This is a genomic window from Xanthomonas prunicola (assembly GCF_025266575.1).
GTDB lineage: Bacteria > Pseudomonadota > Gammaproteobacteria > Xanthomonadales > Xanthomonadaceae > Xanthomonas > Xanthomonas prunicola.
Genome location: NZ_CP096142.1, coordinates 4,883,426 through 4,900,874, shown reverse-complemented (window position 1 = coordinate 4,900,874; position 17,449 = coordinate 4,883,426). Strand labels below are relative to the sequence as shown.

The window sequence follows — 17,449 nt, the reverse complement described above, 5'->3', positions numbered from 1 at the left end:
TCAACCAGGCCCCCCCGCCATGATCGACTCGACAGTTGTCGAACTGTCGCGGCTGCAATTCGCAGTCACCGCGATGTACCACTTCATTTTTCCACCGCTGACCATGGGCTTGTCGTTCCTGCTGGGCATCATGGAAAGCGTTTATGTCATGACTGGCAAGCAGATCTGGCGACGCATGACCATGTTCTGGGGCGTGCTGTTCGGCATCAACTTCGCCATGGGTGTCGGCACCGGCATCGTGATGGAGTTCGAGTTCGGCATGAACTGGTCGTACTACAGTCATTACGTGGGCGATATCTTCGGTGCGCCGCTGGCGATCGAAGGGCTGATGGCGTTCTTTCTGGAAGCGACCTTCCTGGGCCTGTTTTTCCTGGGCTGGAATCGCCTGACCAAGGTGCAGCACCTGATCACCACCTGGCTGGTGGCGCTGGGCAGCAATTTCTCGGCGCTGTGGATCCTGATCGCCAACGGCTGGATGCAGAACCCGACCGGCGCGGTGTTCAACCCGGACACCATGCGCATGGAAGTGGTCGATTTCATGGCGGTGCTGTTCAACCCGGTGGCGCAGGCCAAGTTCGTGCACACCGTCAGCGCCGGCTACGTGCTCGGCGCAGTGTTTGTGGTGTCGATCAGTGCGTTTTACCTGTTGCGCGGCAAGCAGATTGAAATGGCACGGCGCTCGTTTGCAGTGGCTGCGGCGTTCGGTCTGTTGTCTTCACTGTCGGTGGTGGTGCTGGGCGACGAGAGCGGCTATGCCGCCAGCGAACACCAGAAGATGAAACTGGCGGCCATCGAAGCGATGTGGGAAACCGAAGCCGCACCGGCCGACTTCACCGCATTTGGCCTCCCCAACCAGACAACCCATCGCAACGATTACGCCATCAAGATTCCGTACCTGATGGGCTTGATCGCCACGCGATCGCTGGATGAGCCGATTCCGGGGATTGTCGAATTGGTCGGCCGTGCCGAACACCGTATCCGCGGCGGCCAGATCGCCTATGGCGCACTGCAACGCATCCGCGCCGACAAAAACGATGCCCAAGCGCGCAAGGTCTTCGATGCGCATTGGCAGGATCTGGGCCACGGCCTGCTGCTGAAGCGCTATCGCGACGATATCGGCAATGCCACGCCGGAGCAGATTGCCCAGGCCGCGATGGACACTGTGCCGCGCGTGCTGCCGCTGTTCTGGACCTTCCGCATCATGGCCGCCATCGGCATCTATCTCATCGTGTTCTTCGCCGTCGCATTCTGGTTTGCGTGCAAACACAGCTTCCAGGAAAAACGCTGGTTCCTGACGTTGGCCTTGTGGACGCTGCCGCTGCCGTGGATCGCGATCGAATGCGGTTGGTTCGTGGCCGAATACGGCCGCCAGCCGTGGGCAGTGGAAGGGGTGTTGCCCACCTTCTACGCCGCTTCGGGTCTGGATCTGTACGAGATCGTGATGACGTTGGTCGGCTTCACCACGCTGTACACGACGCTCCTGGTGATTGCGATCAAGTTGTCGCTGAAGACCATCAACACGGGCCCGGATGCGTTGTTTCCTCCGACCCGGCCCAGCCAACCGCCCGCTTCACAAGAGCACGCGCTGTTGAGTCACGCACCGTTGAATCCGGGCGCCGTGGCCAGCAGCGCACCGTAAGTCAGGAGAGACATCATGGATTTCGTACTGCTCGATTACACAACCTTGCGCGTGATCTGGTGGCTGCTGCTCGGTGGACTGTTATCTGGATACGCGGTAATGGGCGGCTTCGATTTGGGTGTGGGCGCGTTGCTGCCATTCGTCGCCAACAACGACGCCGAGCGCCGGCTGGTGATCAACACCGTCGGCCCGGTCTGGGAAGGCAATCAGGTGTGGTTGATCCTGGGCGGCGGCGCGATCTTTGCTGCGTTCCCGCCGTTGTATGCCGTGAGTTTCTCCGGGTTTTATCTGGCGATGTTCCTGATTCTGTTCGCGCTGATTCTGCGCCCGGTCGGTTTCAAATTCCGCGGCAAACTGGTGAGCCCGCGCTGGCGCAGCAACTGGGACTGGGCACTGTTCGTCGGTGGTTTCATTCCGGCGCTCATCCTGGGCGTGGCGGTCGGCAACGTGTTGCTGGGGGTACCGTTCCATTTCGACGACAGCATGCGCACGTTTTACACCGGCAACCTGTTCGGGCTGCTGACACCATTCGCGTTGCTCGCCGGCGTGCTCAGCGTGGCGATGTTGATCGCGCATGGCGCGGCGATGCTGGTGCTCAACACCGAAGGTCCGGTGGCCGCGCGCGCAGCGCGTTTGGGCAGCATCGCCGCGCTGTGTGCGCTGGCAGTGTTTGCTGCAGGCGGCGCGTGGGTAGCGCTGGTTCTGCCTGGTTATGCGGTGACCTCGGTGCTGGCGACCGATGCGCCGACCAACCCGCTTGGCAAAACCGCTGCACTCACCGCTGCCGGCGGCTGGTTGCATAACTACAGCAGCATGCCGGCCACGCTGATGGCACCGCTGGTTGGCTTGGTCGGACTTGCGATGAGCGCGGTATTGTTACGCGTGCGGCGCGGCGGCCTGGCCTTCATCGCCTCCGGCAGCGCCATCATCGGCATCGTGTTCACCGTGGGCTTTGCGTTGTTCCCGTTCCTGCTGCCCTCCTCCACTGCACCACGTATGAGCCTGACGCTATGGGATGCATCCAGCAGCCGTCTCACGTTGTGGATCATGTTGCTGGCCACCGCCGTGTTCCTGCCGATCGTGCTGGCGTACACCAGCTGGGTCTATCGCGTGCTCAAGGGCAAGGTCACCGACGATGAAGTCACGGCCAATCCCAACGCCTACTGAGCGCAGCGTCGGCAACGGCAGTGCATGCGCCTGCGTTGCCGCGCCGCTTCACCATTACTTTTTCGACGATTCGAGGAACACATCAATGTGGTATTTCGCATGGATCCTGGGCACCGGCCTGGCAGCATTGGCCGCCGTGCTCAACGGCATGTGGTTCGAAGCACGCGAGCCCGAGCGTGGCGAACTGCATCAGTAAAATAATTTCATCAGATGCTTGCCGATTCCCCATTCCCTATGTAACATACGCGGCTCCTTCGGGGTGTAGCTCAGTCTGGTAGAGCGCTACGTTCGGGACGTAGAGGTCGCAGGTTCGAATCCTGTCTCCCCGACCAGTTTCAAAACACAAAACCGGCCTAGCGCCGGTTTTGTGTTTTTTAGGCGTCGGTGCACACACGTGTACGGCGCGGATGGTCTGTCATGTCTGTTGTCACGACCGCGTCTTCTTCGTCCGCCCAGTTGCGTGGCCGCGGCTTGGTGCTGGCCGCGATTCTGCTTTCCGCATTCAACTTGCGCACCGCGGTGACGTCGTTGACGCCGCTGTTGGAACGCATTGCCAACGAATACGCCTTCGGCGCGCCCACCATGGGTGCGCTCGGCATGTTGCCGACCGCAGCGTTCGCACTCACTGGCGTGGCAACACCCGCCTTGCTGCGCCGTTTCGGCTTGCTGCGCGTTGCGCTGTTGTCGATGGCGCTGGCCACGCTTGGGTTGGTGCTGCGCCCGCTGCTGCCGGGCACCGCCGGGCTGCTGGCCGGCTCGCTGGTGGCATTGGCCGGCATGGGCATGGGCAACGTGGTGCTGCCACCGCTGGTGAAGCGCTACTTCGGCGATCGCGTGGGCCGTGTGAGCACCCTGTACATCACCGTACTGCAGGTCGGCACGCTGCTGCCGGCGCTGCTGGCAGTGCCAGTGGCCGATGCGCTGGGGTGGCGCAGCTCGATGGTGGTGTGGGTACTGCCGGCCCTGCTGGCATCGGCGGCCTGGGCGCTGGTGCACGCCAACCACCGCCGCATCCGCGCCACCGGTCCGGCACCGGTGACGCCAACGCCCGAAGCCGAAGGCCGTGTTGCACGTACTGCGCTGGGGTGGAGCATGGCGATTACTTTCGGCATGACCTCGCTGGTCACCTATTCGATGTTCACCTGGCTGCCGACGCTGCTGCGCGAAGCCGGCGCATCGCCCGCATTCGGCGGCACCATGGTGGCGTTGTTCGCGGCATTGGGCATGGTCGGCGCGCTGACCATGCCGGCGCTGGCGGTGCGCATGCGCAACCCGTTCCCGATCGTGCTGCTGTGCGCGGCCTGCCATCTGGTGGCGTTCGCCGGGCTGTGGTGGGCGCCGCTGGCCGCACCGATCCTGTGGGTGACCCTGCTCGGCCTGGGGCCGAGTACGTTTCCGCTGGCACTGGTGTTGGTGAACCAGCGCAGCCGTACGGCGGCCGGTTCGGCGGCACTGTCCGGTTTCTCGCAAGGCGTGGGCTATGCGGTGAGCTGTCTGGGGCCATTCCTGTTCGGCTGGCTGCACGCCCACAGCGGCGGCTGGACCTCCCCCTTCGTGTTCCTCGTCATCTGCCTGCTGGTGCAGCTGGCCGCCGCCTGGGTGGTCTGCCGCCCGCAGTTGCTGGAAGACGTGTGGGCGCCGCAGGCACGCGGCGCCCGCGCGGTCAACGTACCGGCAGACTGATGTAACTGGACTGCTCGGGGGACACATAGACCCGCTGCGTGGCTTTTTGATAATCGCCGGGCTTGGCGAAGAAGATATTGGGCACGTAGGTCTGCGGGTTGCGGTCGTATAGCGGGAACAGGCTGGACTGCACCTGCACCATCACCCGGTGGCCCGGCTGGAAGGTGTGGTTGGCGGTCGGCAGGCCGAACTGGAACGCCAGCGGCTGATTGGATGCCAATGGCTTGGGCGTGCTGAAACTCTCGCGGTAGCGGCCGCGAAAGATCGCCAGCGACACCGGCAACTCATATCCGCCCATCTTCGGGTTCGACGCCATCTCGTCCGGATACACGTCGATCAACTTCACTACCCAATCACTGTCGCTACCGCTGGTGGAGGCTTGCAGATGCACTTCGGGGGCACCGGCGATCTGCAATGGCTCGGTCAGCGGCTCGGTGACAAAGGTCAGCACATCCGGGCGGCCATCGACAAAGCGCTGGTCGTGCACCAGCCAGGTGGTCCACATCGCGCGGTCGGCAAAATCCACCGGACGCGGCACGAACGGCACCGGCTTGGCCGGGTCGGACACGTACTCTTCAAACCCCGCCTGCCCGGCCGCCGGCTGCTGGAACGAGAGCTTGCCGCCGGCCTGCAGATACAGCGGCTTGCTGGTCGACGCGCACCCCTTGTCGCAACTGCGCGGCCACGCCTGCAGGCGGTCCCAGTGGTTCTCGCCGGTGTTGTAGATGAAGACCGGCGGCGTGTTCGCCTTCGGCGCGCCATCGACAAGATACTGATCGAAGAACGGGCGCAGCACGTCATGGCGGAACTGGCGCGCGGTATCGCCCTCGAAACTCAAGGCACCCAAAGCGCTGCCGTCGTAGTTCACCTGACTGTGCCGCCACGGCCCCATCACCAGGTAGTTGAGCGTATTGCTCTTGTCGCGCGGCTCCATCGCCGCGTAACTGTGGATCGCGCCCCACATATCTTCCTGATCCCAGAGGCCTTGCAACCACATCGTGGGCACCTTCAGCGGCGTGCGCGCCATCACCTTGTCCAGCGCCTGCTCCTGCCAGAACGCATCGTAGGCGGCGTGTTCGGTGAGCTTGTGCCACCAGGGCAACTGCTCCAGACCCGCAGCCTTGGCGAAGTCGCCGGCCGAGCCGGCCTGCAGGAAATTGCTGTAATCGTCTTGCCCCTGACGCGGGATGTCGCTGCCCTTGCCGCGCTTGCTGAGCTGGCCGGTGAAGTAGTCGAAATTGACCTGGCGGAACGCGCCGTAATTGAACCAGTCGTCACCCATCCAGCCGTCGACCATCGGGCTTTCCGGCACCGCGACCTTCAACGCAGGATGCGGATTGGTCAGCGCCATCACCACGGTGAATCCTTCGTAGGACGAGCCGATCATGCCGACCTTGCCATTGGATTGCTTGACGTTCTTTACCAGCCAATCGATGGTGTCCCAGGCATCGGTGGCATGATCGACTTTGCTGGGATTGAGCGGCCCGCGCAGCGGCCGCGTCATCACGTAATCGCCTTCGGAACCGTACTTGCCCCGCACGTCCTGAAACACACGGATGTAGCCACCTTCCACGAAGACGTCGTCGCCGGCAGACAGCAAGTCTTTCATATGCGGCGAGGCCAACCGCTCGGTGCGGCCACTGGCATCGTAAGGCGTGCGTGTGAGCACGATCGGCGCATTCTTTGCGCCCTTGGGCAGCACGATCACCGTGTGCAGCTTGACCCCATCGCGCATCGGGATCATCACCTCGCGCTTGATGTAGTCGTTGCTGGCATCGGCAGCAACGAACGGCTTGCCGCTGATGTCCGGCGTCATCGGCGAGGTTTGCGCCCAGACGCCGCCGGTAGCGGCGGCAATGGCGGTGGCGAGCAGGCAGGTGGCAAGGCGGTGCATGACGACTCCGGGAGTGCGGGGGCAGTCGTCGACTGTAGGCAGGTCGCAGGCTGCCGGGGGAGTGTCAAAGGTCGTGGTTGGCGGGATGGGAACACGTGTGCCGAGCGCAAGCCGCGGCCCCGGCATCTGAGCCAACGCAGTCCAATATTGCTCAGCTGGCAAGCGCGCAGGCCTGGCGAGAACAATGGCCAGCGCATCACTGCCACCAAGTCGCACGCGATCAAACCCAACGATAAGCAGCGAAATATTCCATTGCTGGAGCATCGCGTGCTGGAGGCGATGTTGATGTCCACGATTCGCACGCAAGTCGATCGCTTCGCGCTTCCATATTTCGAAACGGATGTTCCTGCACATGATGGAGCGGCCTTCAACAATCAGGTGCTCATCATGGGTATTTGCGGTTCCAGCGATCGTGTCCATTCGGGAAGATTCACATATACCGAAAGTTCTACGGCCCAGCAGCCGTGAGCGGGCAACACGTCGCAGCATGTCAACAACCCCGACCACACAAGTGGCGTGCTGGCAGGACTGAGCAGCGCGAGCCATCGCAGGAGTGCGAGCAGATCGTCTTCACGACAGCTCTCGCCGAGCCTTAGGGCTGTCAGCGAGGTCATGCAGTCCGTCAGGGCCGAGTACTACAAAGCGCCCCGCTTGAAATCGAGCAACAAAAAGAGAAACACTGGCTTTGAGGAGGCCGTTCGAATCCACAGTGCGACTGCAGAGATCGCCCGGATGCGAAAGCAGGTGGATGACCTGGAAGAGGACGTGGTGTCGGCGGCCATGGATGGGAACGCGCACAACTGCGGTGAGCTGGCTACCCTGGCCGTCCACTATTTGCAGCAAGATCACAACCAGATTGCACGCCTTGCCTTTTTCAATGGAACAGCGCACACCGCCGCGATTGTCGGCCCAGTGCCGGGTGCAGGCAGCTTGCCTTCGGACATGACAGATTGGGACGCGGACATCTATGTGTGCGACCCCTGGTGCAATATCGCCTGCAGGGCAAACGACTATCCCGCCGAATTCCAAAAAAAGATGGAAAAGTGGGATCGGGCTGGAAAACAGGTGTGGCTATCAGGAAGTGGCTTTGTTTCCCCAATAAGCGACGAATGGATGAGCACGGTGCTTGGAGGAGAAAAGAGGGCCACGTGATCGAGTCGATGTCGGCCAGTGGCGCTGCAATGCACAGCGCCACAGGACTGAGCCGGCAACGCATGCCATTCAGTGGCGTACCTGACCCTGGCCGCGCACAACGAACCGCTCCACGGTCAGCGCTTCCAGGCCCATCGGGCCGTAGGAATGCAGGCGCGTGGTAGAGATGCCGATCTCCGCGCCCAGGCCCAGCTCGCCGCCATCGGAGAAACGCGAGGAGGCGTTGACCATCACCACCGCCGAGCGCAGCGACTGCACGAACCGCTCCGCATTGTGGCCATCCTGCGTGGCGATCACCTCGGTGTGGTCCGAGCCGTACTGGCGGATATGCGCCAGCGCGGTGTCCAGATCCGGCACCACGCGGATGGCCAGGATCAGATCGAGAAATTCGGCGGCGTAGTCATCGTCGCTGGCAGGCGCGATGTCGGGCAGCACGGCGCGCGTTGCCGCATCGCCACGCAATTCCACCTTGCGTTCGCGCAAGGCCGGCGCGGCAAGCGGGAGAAAGCGCTCGGCAATGTCTGCATGCACCAGCAAGGTCTCCAGCGAATTGCAGGCCGACGGACGGCTGGCCTTGCCATCCACCAACAGACGCACAGCCAGCTCCACGTCGGCCGACGCATCCACAAACAGATGGCACACGCCCTTGTAATGCTTGATCACCGGCACGCGCGCGTGCTCGGCAACAAATCGGATCAAGCCTTCGCCACCGCGGGGAATTGCCAGATCGACGATATCGCTGAGCTGCAGCAGTTCCAGCATGGTCTCGCGGCGCAGATCCTCAACCAGGGTCAGCGCGGCGTCCGGTACATTGGCCTCGCGCAAGGCGCGCTGTAGTGCGCGTGCGATGGCCGTATTGGAATGGATTGCCTCAGAGCCACCACGCAGGATCACGCCATTGCCGGCCTTGATGCACAGCGCCGCGGCGTCGGCAGTCACATTGGGGCGCGCCTCGTAAATCATCGCGATCACACCCAGCGGCACGCGCACTTTCTGCACACGAATGCCGTTGGGGCGCACGTCTTCGCGGGTGATCTGACCCACTGGATCGGGCAACAAGGCCACCTCGCGCAATGCGTCTGCAATGCCAGCCAGGCGCTTGTCGTCCAGCGCCAGCCGATCGAGCATGGCACTGCCGGTTCCCTTGGCACGCGCCGCCTCCAGGTCGTGCGCGTTCGCGGCAAGGATTGCCGCGGCATCGGCTTGCAGCGCTGCGGCCATCGCTTCCAGCAAAGCGCGCTTGTCCTGCGCAGACAGTTGCGACACCACCTGGGCGGCATCACGGCATTGCAGAGCGAGCGTTTTGATGGTCATTTTTGGGGGCCGGGATTGGGGAGTCGGGATTGGGGATCGGTAAAAGCCAGCAGCACCGTTTTATCACCACCAGGGATCAGTCGTTGGGACGAAGAGACAGCGTTTGAGAAAGGACGTCCACATGCTATTGCCAATCCCAATCTCGAATCTCCGCTACAACAGCACCAAATCGTCACGATGCACCACGTTCTCGCCATAGCTGTAACCGAGCACGCTCTCGATTTCGCGCGAGTGGCGGCGTGCGATGCGACGGATATCCAGCGCCGAATACTGGCTGACGCCGCGCGCCAGACAACGTTCGCCCTCGTCATTGCGCAGAAGGATCTCCACCATGTCGCCGCGACGGAAATCGCCTTCAGCGCCAGCCACACCTCCCGGCAACAGCGAGGCGCCCTTGTCGCTTAGCGCCGCTGCAGCGCCGGCATCGACCAGGATTGCGCCCGCTTCCACCGGTGCGTGGCGCAGCCAGTACTTGCGTGCAGCGATACGCGTGCGTGCGGCGTGGATGCGCGTGCCACGTAGGCGGTCCTGTGCCAGGGCGCGCACCACCTCGCTGCTGCGGCCGTTGAACAGATAGGTTTCGATACCGGCCGCGCCGGCCTTTGCAGCGGCTTCCAGCTTGGTGCGCATGCCGCCGGTGCCGACGCTGCTGCCGCTGCCGCCGGCCATTGCCAGTACCTCCGGAGTGAGTTCGGGCACATCGTCGAGCGGCCGCGCCAACGGGTTGCTGCGTGGGTCGGCGCTGTACAAGCCGTCGATATCGGTGGCGATGAACAAGGCATCGGCATCGACCAGGGCGGCCACGATTGCGGCCAGATTGTCGTTATCGCCCAGCTTCAACTCGTCCACCGAGACGGTGTCGTTTTCGTTGATCACCGGCAGTGCGCCCAACCGCAACAATTCGCCCAATGTGGCGCGCGCATTGAGATAGCGGCGACGGTTGCGCAGGTCGTCATGGGTGAGCAGCACCTGCGCCACCGGGCGCTCGAAAAAGCGCTGCCACAGCGCGATCAACTGCGCCTGACCCAACGCGGCCAATGCTTGGCGTGCCGCGATCGGTGCGCCGACATCGACCGCTTTCGGCAGGATGGCGCGGCCCGCCGCCACTGCGCCCGACGACACGATCACCAGCTCACGCCCCGCCGCCAGGTTGGCAGAAACAAACTGCGCCAACCCCAACGCAAAACGTGGCGACAGGCCACCGCCATCAGCGGCAAGCAGGCTGCTGCCGACCTTGAGCACGGCGCGCCGCCACGGCGGCAGCGCCTGCTCGACGAACGCCGATGCGCCAACGACCACGACGCTCATCGCAGCCGCGCCCGGCTCATTGCGCGTTCCATGCATGCACGCTCAGTTCGGACGCGTCCTCGATCGCCAGCGGATCCTCGGCGACGATCGCCCGCGCCTGCTCCAGGCTGGCGACGTTCTTCAGCAGGTAGGCGCCGCCGCTGCCGTCGCCGAAACCGCCGGCCAGTTCCAGCAGCCCGCGCGCGCGCAACGCAGCGAGAAAATCGCGGTGCGGCTGGACCACCGACGGCGGAAAGTCCGGCTTGCGCATCGCCATTACCAGATACAGCGTCATCCTGTCACTCCTCGATCGATCACGTCACCGCACCACCAACGTGGTGGCCATCCCTTCCCGTATCGCCTGCCATCCGGCCGCTGCGCGCACTAGCGCGCTTCAGCCATCCGTGTGGCCGCGAAGTAGCGCAGCAGGCGCCGCATCTTGTCCTGCGCCGCAGCGTCGCCGCCCTCTTCGTCGATCCAGCTGGCGTCGGCTTCGGGATGCGGGCCGGTCAGCACCACCGTGCCGGCGCCATAGCCGTAGCGGGCCATGGCCACGTCGCCGTTGCGGTAGTGGGCGATCTGCGCATAGCCCGATGCGGCCTCACCGGTGAAATACGGACCGTCCTGATAGTAGAAGCGTTCCAGCGTCCCGTCCCAGCGCACATCGATCGTATGGTCGCCTTCGTCGTCGATGCCCGAGCCCGGGCGCCCGACCTCCGATAGCAGCGCCACGTCGATCAGCCCGATCCAGTCGCGGTCGGCGAGATAGGCGCCCATGCACAAACCGAGGAAGCCCTTGCCGCTGCGCACGAAGGCGCGGATCGCGCTGGCGCCGTCGTCGCCGATGGCGGCATAGGCGGCAGGGATGTCCTGCCCGCCGCCGGGCTGGATGTACAGGTCAAATCCGCTCAGCGTGCGCGCGTTCACCTTGAGCGGCTCGCGCTCGCCGACATAGGCGACTTCGACCTTCAGTCCGCTTCCCCGCAAGGATTTCACCACCATTTCCGAACAACCGCGGCACCCGGCCTTGCCCCGGTACACCGCCACCTTCAGCGCGTCACCGGTTGCCGCATGCGACGGCAAGGACAGCACCAGCAGCAGCGACAACAGCAACGTCGCCAGCATGGTCCAGCCATCGCGCTGCGGCCCTCTGGACAGATCAGACGATCGGCTCATGCATCCCCCTTGCCAGTGAAAAGTTAAGTCGCCACGCCAGCGTGGCAGCGTGCAGCGCCGCTGCCGCCTCGAAACCGCCAGCGCGTTCCAGCCGGCGCTTGACGCCCAGCCGCGCAAAGAACGCGCGGTGCGGCGTGACCACCTCGGCGCTGAACGCCGGCTTGCGCATCACCTGCAGCAGGTGGAACCTGGTCACGCGTGGTCATCCTCGTTGTCGGCCGAGGCGGCCGGCAGCGACACGCGGTCGCCATGACCGTACGGCGCGGACACTACCAGGCTGTGCAAATCCGCTGCCGATGCGTTGCGCATCTGGTGCGCGCTGCCGGGCGGCAGGTGCACGCCCTGCCCCGCGACGAGCGCATGCCGGTACCCATCCATTTCCAGCACCGTCTGCCCGGCCAGCACGTAGAAGAATGGTCGCGCGTGACTGGGCAGGTGGCGCTGTTCCACACTGCCGGGCGGCATGCGCTCCTTGATCACGCCCAGGTCGCCGGCGCGCAACAGATGCCAGCCGTCGCAATCGCTGCCCCAGCGGTAGTGCTCGGCAGTGGCGGTGTCGACGACGCCCATCTCAAGCCAGCTCGCCCCAGCGCGCCTGCAATTGCGCCAGGCGCAGGTCGGCGGCGGCGCCGGGCGAGACCCGCGCGGCCAGGCTGCCTTCCGGCGTGCGCCCCTGCCCTGCGCTGGCGGCCGACGCGGCGGCAGCTTGGTAGGCCTCGCGGAACGGCACCCCGGCCATCGCCGCCTCGACCGCGACATCGGTGGCATACATGCCCGAGTCGATCGCCGCGCGCAGCCTGTCTTCGCGCCACTCCAGGTTGGCCAGCAGCGCCGGCAGCAGTTCCAGCGCGGCCAGGCCGCGGCCGAAGCCATGAAAGATCGCACCCTTGCTGCTCTGCAGGTCGCGGTGGTAGCCGGACGGCAGCGACAGCAGCTGCTCGATCTCGGTGCGCGCGGCGGCCACGCTGGCGTGGGTGGCGCGCATCAGTTCGATCACGTCCGGGTTGCGCTTGTTGGGCATGATCGAACTGCCGGTGGTGTACTGCGCCGGCAAGGCGACGAAACCGAACTCGCCGCTGGTGAACAGCGACAGATCCCAGGCCAGCCGGCGCAGGTCCAGGGTCGCGCTGCCCAGCGCTTCCAGCGCGGCCATCTCGAACTTGCCGCGCGACAGCTGCGCGTAGATCGGACTGACCTGCATACGCGCGAAACCGAGCGCGGCGGTGGTGTGCTCGCGGTCGAGCTTGAGGTTGACACCATAGCCGGCGGCGGTGCCGAGCGGGTTGGCGTCGATCAGGCGCAGCGTGTCGCTGGCGCGGATCGCATCGTCGATGAAGGCCTCGGCCCAGCCGGCCCACCACATCCCGGCCGAGGACACCACGGCGCGCTGGATATGCGTGTAGCCCGGCAGCGGCAGCGCCTGCTCGGCCTGCGCGCGGTCCAGCGCGACCTTGGCGATCTCGCGGCTCAGCTGCGCCAGTTGCGCCAGCCGTTCCTTCAGCCACAGGCGGGTGGCGACCAGGATCTGGTCGTTGCGGCTACGCCCGGTGTGGATCTTGCGGCCGGCATCGCCCAGGCGCTCGGTGAGCCGCGCCTCGATCGCCGAGTGGCCGTCTTCGAAGCGCTCGTCTAGCATGAACCCGCCGCTGCGGAAATCCTCGGCCAGGAGCGCCAGCTCGCGCTGCAGCCCGGCCAGTTCGTCGGCCGACAGGATGCCGATGCGCTGCAGGCCTTCGGCGTGCGCGCCGCTGGCGGCGATGTCGTGCAGGAAGAACTCACGGTCCAGGATCACGTCGTCGCCGGCCAGGAAGGCCTGGATCTTGGCGTCGACGGCGACGCCGGGTTTTTGCCACAGGAGGTTGGTCATTTTTTGAAGGAATCGGAAATGGAGAATGGGAAATCGAACACCGTCGCCCGCTCTATTTCGACGCGCGTGACCGACCGGGCGATGTCGACGTGCGCGCGCTTGGCGTCATTGTCCGGGGGTGCCGAGTCTCGGCGGCAAAGAAGCCTCATTGCGGCTGCCCTGACAGCGGAATCGAGGTCAACTCGCCCAAGCCCAGCGCCAGGTTGAGGTTCTGCATCGCCTGCGTCGCCGCACCCTTGAGCAGGTTGTCCAGCGTTGCCACCACCACCACGCGCTTATTGCCGGGCGCCAGCGTCATCCCGCCGATCTGCACCCCTTGCTTGCCGGCGATGCGGCTCACCCAAGGCGCTTGGTCGACGATCTCGATCAACGATTCGTTGGCATAACGCTGCGCATAGCGCGTCTGGATCTGCTCGCGCGTCAGCGGCTGCTGCAGCCACATGTTGACGGTCATGGTGATGCCGCGGAAATACGGCGCCACATGCGGCATGAACTCCACCGGCACGCCCAGCTGCGCAGACACCTCACGCTCGTGCATGTGGTTAGTCAGCGCATACGGCATCAGATTGTCGGCGAGCAGCGCAGGGTTGTTCTTGTCCGAGGGTGTGGTGCCTGCGCCTGAATATCCGGACACGCCGAAGCACTGTGGCGGGCCTGCCAACTGGTCGAGCAAGGGCGCAATGGTCAGCTGCATGGCGGTGGCATAACAGCCAGGGTTGCTGATGCGCCTTTGCCCGGCGTAGCTGCCGCGCGTCAGCTCCGGCAGGCCGTAATACCAGGACGGATCGAAGCGATAATCAGCGGAAAGATCGATCAGCAGCGTCGGTGGCCGGCTCGCGTCGATCGCCGCAACGAACGGTTCGGCCTTGCCATTCGGCAGCGCCAGGATCACTACATCGGCAGCCTTGGCGGCCACTGCCTCGGCATCCAGGCTTTCGTAGCGCAGTTCCCCCTGATAGCCGTTGTTGTGCTCGGCCACGCGCTGCCCAGCCAGCTCGCGCGACGAGACGAAGACCAATTGCAGGTGCGGGTGCGCCACCACCAATGTGATCAATTCCGAGCCGGTATGCCCGCGGGCGCCGACGATGCCAATGGTCGTTGTTTGAACCGTCATGCGTTTGCTCCCAGGCGGAACTGCAGGTGGCGTTTCACCCCGGCCCATTCCGTATCGATGATGGAGAACACCACGGTATCGCGCGGCGTACCGTCGAGATGGCGGGTATGGTTGCGCAGCACGCCGTCCTGTTTTGCGCCCAGCCGCGCGATCGCCGCGCGCGAGATGTGGTTGAACCAGCTGGTTTCGAACACCACGCTCAGGCAGCCCAGCGTTTCGAAAGCGTGCTGCAGCAGCATCCGCTTGGTGTCGGTATTGACGCCGCTGCGCTGCACGCGCGGTGCGTACCAGGTATAGCCGATCGACAGCTTGGGCACTGTCGCATCCAGCCCGTAATAGCGTGTGCAGCCGACGATCTCACCGGCCGTATCGCGTACCACGTAAGGCAGCACTCGCCCGTCGGCTTGCGCAGCCAAGGCTGCGCCCACGTAGTCGTCCACCTGCGCCGGTGCCGGCACGCCGGTGTACCACAGCCGCGACAAGGCCTCATCGCCCAGCGCAGCGCGCAGACCATCGGCATGCGCAGCCTGCAATGGTTCCAATGTTGCGTGTTGCCCGCGTAGCGTGGGCAGCTCGCGCCAAAGCGATGGCAATGCGATGGGCGCCATCGTACTCAGCCCAGCAGCGTCGGTTGGCGCGTCGCACAATGCGCCACGCAATGCTGGATCTGCTCGAAATTCTCCAGCCCGTACCAGAACACCTTCCACTTCTCCTGCTTGATGCAGCCGTCGGATTCGGCGTAGTAGAAGATGTTGACCTGGTTGTTGTGACGCGAGCGCCAGAACAGTTGCGGGGTTTCTTCGCGCATCACATTCCACACCGCACGGCCCAGGCCCTCGCCCTGCGCATCGTCGAGCACGGCGAACTTGTCCAGGTACGTCAGTCTGCCCGCCCCGAACTGGCCTTCGTCGGTGAGGATCACTGCTGCGCGATAGTTCTCGCTGACATACGCGCGCAGCAGTTTGGTGTTGGCGAAGTAATCCGGCACCAGCGTGCGGCCGAAGCTGGATTCGATCAGCGACTTCAGGCGAGGCAGATCCAGCTCGTCCCAGGAGGTCGCACGCAGCACCCGCTCGCCCCGCCGCACCAGCGTGCCAGAGCCCTTGTGGGTGAACAGTTCCTTGGCCAGATCTGCAGGCCGGGTGATCGACACCGACGATTCCAGCGGCAGCCGGTCGAGCAGGTCCTTGATCTGTTCGATCTTGACCCGCATGCCGCCATTGATCCACGGCTGCTGCATCAGATGATCGTATTCGGTGGACAGGTTGATCGAATCGATCAGCTTGCCGTCGGCATCCAGCAAGCCGCCGGTCCCGGTGAGGAAGATGATCTTGTACGGCTGCAGCTCCTGCACCAATTCGTTGGCGGCGAAATCCGCATTGATGTTGAGGATCTGCCCACTTGGGGTTTCGCCCAGGCTGGTGATCACCGGGATCGAGCCGGCCTGCAGGCTGGCTTCGATCGGCGCCAGATTCACCGCCTTGACCTCACCGACCAGGCCGTAGGTGTCGCGCCCTAGATACTCGGCCTCGAACACGCCGCCAGTGATCGATGTCGCACGCGCACCGTTCTGCTGCAGCGCCTCCACCAGCTTGAGATTGGAGGCCTGGAAGACCTTGCGCACGATCGCCAATGCTTCGGGCGAAGTCACCCGCAAGCCGTTGACGGTCTGCTTTTCGATGCCGGCTGCGGACAGCTCTGCATCCAGCTGCGGGCCGGCGCCATGCAGCACGATTGGGGTCAGGCCCACTTCCTGCAGAAACGACAGCGACGAGGTCAGCGCGTCCAGGTCGTCGCGCAGCACCGCGCCGCCCACCTTGACCACCGCAAAGCGCTTGGCATCCACCTGCGAAAAACGCTTGAGGTACTGGCTGATTTCCTTCGCGCTGGCCATGCTCGAGAGCAGGCGCACGATGGTTTGACGGGTCTGTTTGTGGGGCTGTGCTGGGAGGGACATTGCCGTGATCGAAGGAGGATGAAGGATGCGCCAGGCGCAGGAATCGGCGTCAGTGCGCGCCGTTGATGATGCGGTGGACCGAATCGGCATAACGCTGCAACTGCGCAAGCGTCACGAATTCGTCGGCGGTATGCGCCTGGGCGATATCGCCCGGCCCATAGACCAGCGCGGTATAGCCGCCGGCCGAAAACAGCGAGGCTTCGGTCCAGAAATCCACCGCGTTGCCGATCGGCAGGTCCAACGCATCGGCGACATCGCGTGCAGACAGGCGACGTTCTTCCGCGCGCGCGATGTCGCCGGACGGCAGGCTCGGCCCGCGAAAGGTTTCTTCGAAATGCGCTGCCGCAGGATCGGCAAAGCCGGCGAAGGTGGCCAGCAAGCCGTCCACGTCCATCGACGGCAGCGGACGAAAGCCAAAACGTAGCTCCGCCGCCGGCGCGATCATGTTGGCCTTGATGCCACCGTCGACGCGGCCGATGTTGAAGCGCAAGCCGGTCAAGCCGCCGAAGCGTGCATGCGCCAGCGACTCGACATGATCCAGCGCCTTGCCGCCCCAGCGCATCGCCTGGTGCAAGGCACTGGCTGAGGGGTCCTGTTTGCCCGAGGCATGCCCGGCGCGCCCGGCAAAGCGCATCAGCACCGAACTGATGCCGCGATGCGCCAGCACCGCCTCGCTCATGGTCGGCTCGGCGACCAGCACCGCCTCGTAGGGCAACCCACGCGCCAGAAACGCAGCGATGCAACGCGGGTCGTTGGCCTCTTCGTCGGAGGAAAACAGAAACGCCGCATCGCCATCGCCGGCATTGGCCGCTGCCACCAGCGCCGCCGCCGCGCCCTTGATGTCGCAGACGCCCAAGCCAATCACACGGTCCTCGGTGCGCCGCATGACGTGTGGGTCGGCACTCCAGTGCGGCGAATCCGGCACGGTGTCCAGATGCACGTTGAACAAATACTTGGGAGTTCCGCGCACGGCATACAGGCTCACTGCACCGGCGCCGTGGTCGATTACCTCGACCTGGAAACCGGGCAGCTGTGCGCGCAGGTAGTCGAAGATGCCGCCTTCGGCAGCGATCGCCCGCGGCGGATTACGGGTGTCGAAGGACACCAGTGCCTGTAGATGCGTCAGTGTGTTGTCGAGCAGTGTGGTCATTGATCGCGTCTTGATTGCGTCGGGCAGCATGTGGTTGATCGTTCTAATG

The 17,449-nt window shown here is 64.4% G+C and carries 18 protein-coding genes and 1 tRNA gene; 7 read left to right on the top strand and 12 right to left on the bottom strand.

Annotated elements, in window-relative coordinates:
• The first annotated feature begins 19 nt into the window (after nt 1-19).
• From M0D43_RS20895 to M0D43_RS20875, 5 genes are all read left to right on the top strand, one after another.
• Complete coding sequence (locus M0D43_RS20895) at nt 20-1,639, top strand: cytochrome ubiquinol oxidase subunit I (protein WP_252162864.1); 1,620 nt, start codon at nt 20-22, stop codon at nt 1,637-1,639.
• 15 nt (nt 1,640-1,654) lie between these two features.
• Nucleotides 1,655-2,806, top strand: a complete 1,152-nt coding sequence (gene cydB, locus M0D43_RS20890) for a cytochrome d ubiquinol oxidase subunit II (protein WP_252162863.1) — start codon at nt 1,655-1,657, stop codon at nt 2,804-2,806.
• A gap of 85 nt (nt 2,807-2,891) precedes the next feature.
• Nucleotides 2,892-3,002 (top strand): cytochrome bd-I oxidase subunit CydX, encoded by a 111-nt coding sequence (gene cydX / locus M0D43_RS20885; protein ID WP_252162862.1) that lies wholly within the window; start codon nt 2,892-2,894, stop codon nt 3,000-3,002.
• A gap of 59 nt (nt 3,003-3,061) precedes the next feature.
• Nucleotides 3,062-3,138, top strand: a tRNA-Pro gene (locus M0D43_RS20880).
• A gap of 124 nt (nt 3,139-3,262) precedes the next feature.
• Nucleotides 3,263-4,489 (top strand): CynX/NimT family MFS transporter, encoded by a 1,227-nt coding sequence (locus tag M0D43_RS20875; RefSeq protein ID WP_260808302.1) that lies wholly within the window; start codon nt 3,263-3,265, stop codon nt 4,487-4,489.
• On the opposite strand, the gene M0D43_RS20870 is transcribed toward M0D43_RS20875, so the two are convergent.
• Nucleotides 4,470-6,383, bottom strand: coding sequence for a CocE/NonD family hydrolase (locus tag M0D43_RS20870; protein ID WP_252162861.1), 1,914 nt, complete (start codon nt 6,381-6,383; stop codon nt 4,470-4,472). The genes M0D43_RS20875 and M0D43_RS20870 overlap by 20 nt on opposite strands.
• Before the next feature lie 147 nt (nt 6,384-6,530).
• Here M0D43_RS20870 and M0D43_RS20865 point away from each other — a divergent pair, with 147 nt between their 5' ends.
• Entirely contained in the window at nt 6,531-6,851 is a 321-nt protein-coding gene (locus M0D43_RS20865) for a hypothetical protein (RefSeq protein ID WP_252162860.1), read from the top strand.
• A 183-nt stretch (nt 6,852-7,034) separates the two neighbouring features.
• Nucleotides 7,035-7,535 (top strand): hypothetical protein, encoded by a 501-nt coding sequence (locus tag M0D43_RS20860; RefSeq protein WP_260807574.1) that lies wholly within the window; start codon nt 7,035-7,037, stop codon nt 7,533-7,535.
• Nucleotides 7,536-7,604: 69 nt separating this feature from the next.
• On the opposite strand, the gene M0D43_RS20855 is transcribed toward M0D43_RS20860, so the two are convergent.
• The 11 genes from M0D43_RS20855 to M0D43_RS20805 form a co-directional block, all read right to left on the bottom strand.
• Entirely contained in the window at nt 7,605-8,849 is a 1,245-nt protein-coding gene (locus M0D43_RS20855; protein ID WP_252162858.1) for a glutamate-5-semialdehyde dehydrogenase, read from the bottom strand.
• A 153-nt stretch (nt 8,850-9,002) separates the two neighbouring features.
• A complete protein-coding gene (gene proB / locus M0D43_RS20850) occupies nt 9,003-10,157 on the bottom strand; it encodes a glutamate 5-kinase (protein WP_252162857.1) in 1,155 nt (384 codons plus the stop codon).
• A gap of 16 nt (nt 10,158-10,173) precedes the next feature.
• Nucleotides 10,174-10,431: a YciI family protein gene (locus M0D43_RS20845; protein WP_179563951.1), complete on the bottom strand. Its 258-nt coding sequence runs from the start codon at nt 10,429-10,431 to the stop codon at nt 10,174-10,176.
• An 89-nt stretch (nt 10,432-10,520) separates the two neighbouring features.
• Nucleotides 10,521-11,312 carry a BPL-N domain-containing protein gene (locus tag M0D43_RS20840; protein WP_260807571.1) on the bottom strand — a complete coding sequence of 264 codons (792 nt, stop codon included), beginning with the start codon at nt 11,310-11,312 and terminating at the stop codon, nt 10,521-10,523.
• Nucleotides 11,296-11,508 carry a hypothetical protein gene (locus M0D43_RS20835; protein WP_252162855.1) on the bottom strand — a complete coding sequence of 71 codons (213 nt, stop codon included), beginning with the start codon at nt 11,506-11,508 and terminating at the stop codon, nt 11,296-11,298. The genes M0D43_RS20840 and M0D43_RS20835 overlap by 17 nt, the downstream gene beginning before the upstream one ends.
• Complete coding sequence (locus tag M0D43_RS20830; protein WP_252162854.1) at nt 11,505-11,882, bottom strand: cupin domain-containing protein; 378 nt, start codon at nt 11,880-11,882, stop codon at nt 11,505-11,507. The genes M0D43_RS20835 and M0D43_RS20830 overlap by 4 nt, the downstream gene beginning before the upstream one ends.
• Before the next feature lies 1 nt (nt 11,883).
• Complete coding sequence (gene argH, locus M0D43_RS20825; RefSeq protein WP_260807569.1) at nt 11,884-13,179, bottom strand: argininosuccinate lyase; 1,296 nt, start codon at nt 13,177-13,179, stop codon at nt 11,884-11,886.
• Between the two features lie 145 nt (nt 13,180-13,324).
• Complete coding sequence (gene argC, locus M0D43_RS20820) at nt 13,325-14,293, bottom strand: N-acetyl-gamma-glutamyl-phosphate reductase (RefSeq protein ID WP_252162853.1); 969 nt, start codon at nt 14,291-14,293, stop codon at nt 13,325-13,327.
• Entirely contained in the window at nt 14,290-14,901 is a 612-nt protein-coding gene (locus tag M0D43_RS20815) for a GNAT family N-acetyltransferase (protein WP_252162852.1), read from the bottom strand. Before M0D43_RS20815 ends, argC begins: the two co-directional genes overlap by 4 nt.
• Nucleotides 14,902-14,906: 5 nt before the next feature.
• Nucleotides 14,907-16,250: an acetylglutamate kinase gene (locus M0D43_RS20810; RefSeq protein WP_252162851.1), complete on the bottom strand. Its 1,344-nt coding sequence runs from the start codon at nt 16,248-16,250 to the stop codon at nt 14,907-14,909.
• Nucleotides 16,251-16,299: 49 nt separating this feature from the next.
• On the bottom strand, nt 16,300-17,400 hold the full coding sequence (locus M0D43_RS20805; RefSeq protein ID WP_252162850.1) for an acetylornithine deacetylase: 1,101 nt from the start codon (nt 17,398-17,400) through the stop codon (nt 16,300-16,302).
• Nucleotides 17,401-17,449: the final 49 nt, after the last annotated feature.

Bases quoted from the DNA above. Each gene is read 5' to 3' on its own strand.
- M0D43_RS20895 (WP_252162864.1), top strand. From the start codon at position 20: ATGATCGACTCGACAGTTGTCGAACTGTCGCGGCTGCAATTCGCAGTC.
- cydB (WP_252162863.1), top strand. From the start codon at position 1,655: ATGGATTTCGTACTGCTCGATTACACAACCTTGCGCGTGATCTGGTGG.
- cydX (WP_252162862.1), top strand. From the start codon at position 2,892: ATGTGGTATTTCGCATGGATCCTGGGCACCGGCCTGGCAGCATTGGCC.
- M0D43_RS20870 (WP_252162861.1), bottom strand. From the start codon at position 6,383: ATGCACCGCCTTGCCACCTGCCTGCTCGCCACCGCCATTGCCGCCGCT.
- M0D43_RS20855 (WP_252162858.1), bottom strand. From the start codon at position 8,849: ATGACCATCAAAACGCTCGCTCTGCAATGCCGTGATGCCGCCCAGGTG.
- proB (WP_252162857.1), bottom strand. From the start codon at position 10,157: ATGAGCGTCGTGGTCGTTGGCGCATCGGCGTTCGTCGAGCAGGCGCTG.
- M0D43_RS20845 (WP_179563951.1), bottom strand. From the start codon at position 10,431: ATGACGCTGTATCTGGTAATGGCGATGCGCAAGCCGGACTTTCCGCCG.
- M0D43_RS20840 (WP_260807571.1), bottom strand. From the start codon at position 11,312: ATGAGCCGATCGTCTGATCTGTCCAGAGGGCCGCAGCGCGATGGCTGG.
- M0D43_RS20830 (WP_252162854.1), bottom strand. From the start codon at position 11,882: ATGGGCGTCGTCGACACCGCCACTGCCGAGCACTACCGCTGGGGCAGC.
- argH (WP_260807569.1), bottom strand. From the start codon at position 13,179: ATGACCAACCTCCTGTGGCAAAAACCCGGCGTCGCCGTCGACGCCAAG.
- argC (WP_252162853.1), bottom strand. From the start codon at position 14,293: ATGACGGTTCAAACAACGACCATTGGCATCGTCGGCGCCCGCGGGCAT.
- M0D43_RS20815 (WP_252162852.1), bottom strand. From the start codon at position 14,901: ATGGCGCCCATCGCATTGCCATCGCTTTGGCGCGAGCTGCCCACGCTA.
- M0D43_RS20810 (WP_252162851.1), bottom strand. From the start codon at position 16,250: ATGTCCCTCCCAGCACAGCCCCACAAACAGACCCGTCAAACCATCGTG.
- M0D43_RS20805 (WP_252162850.1), bottom strand. From the start codon at position 17,400: ATGACCACACTGCTCGACAACACACTGACGCATCTACAGGCACTGGTG.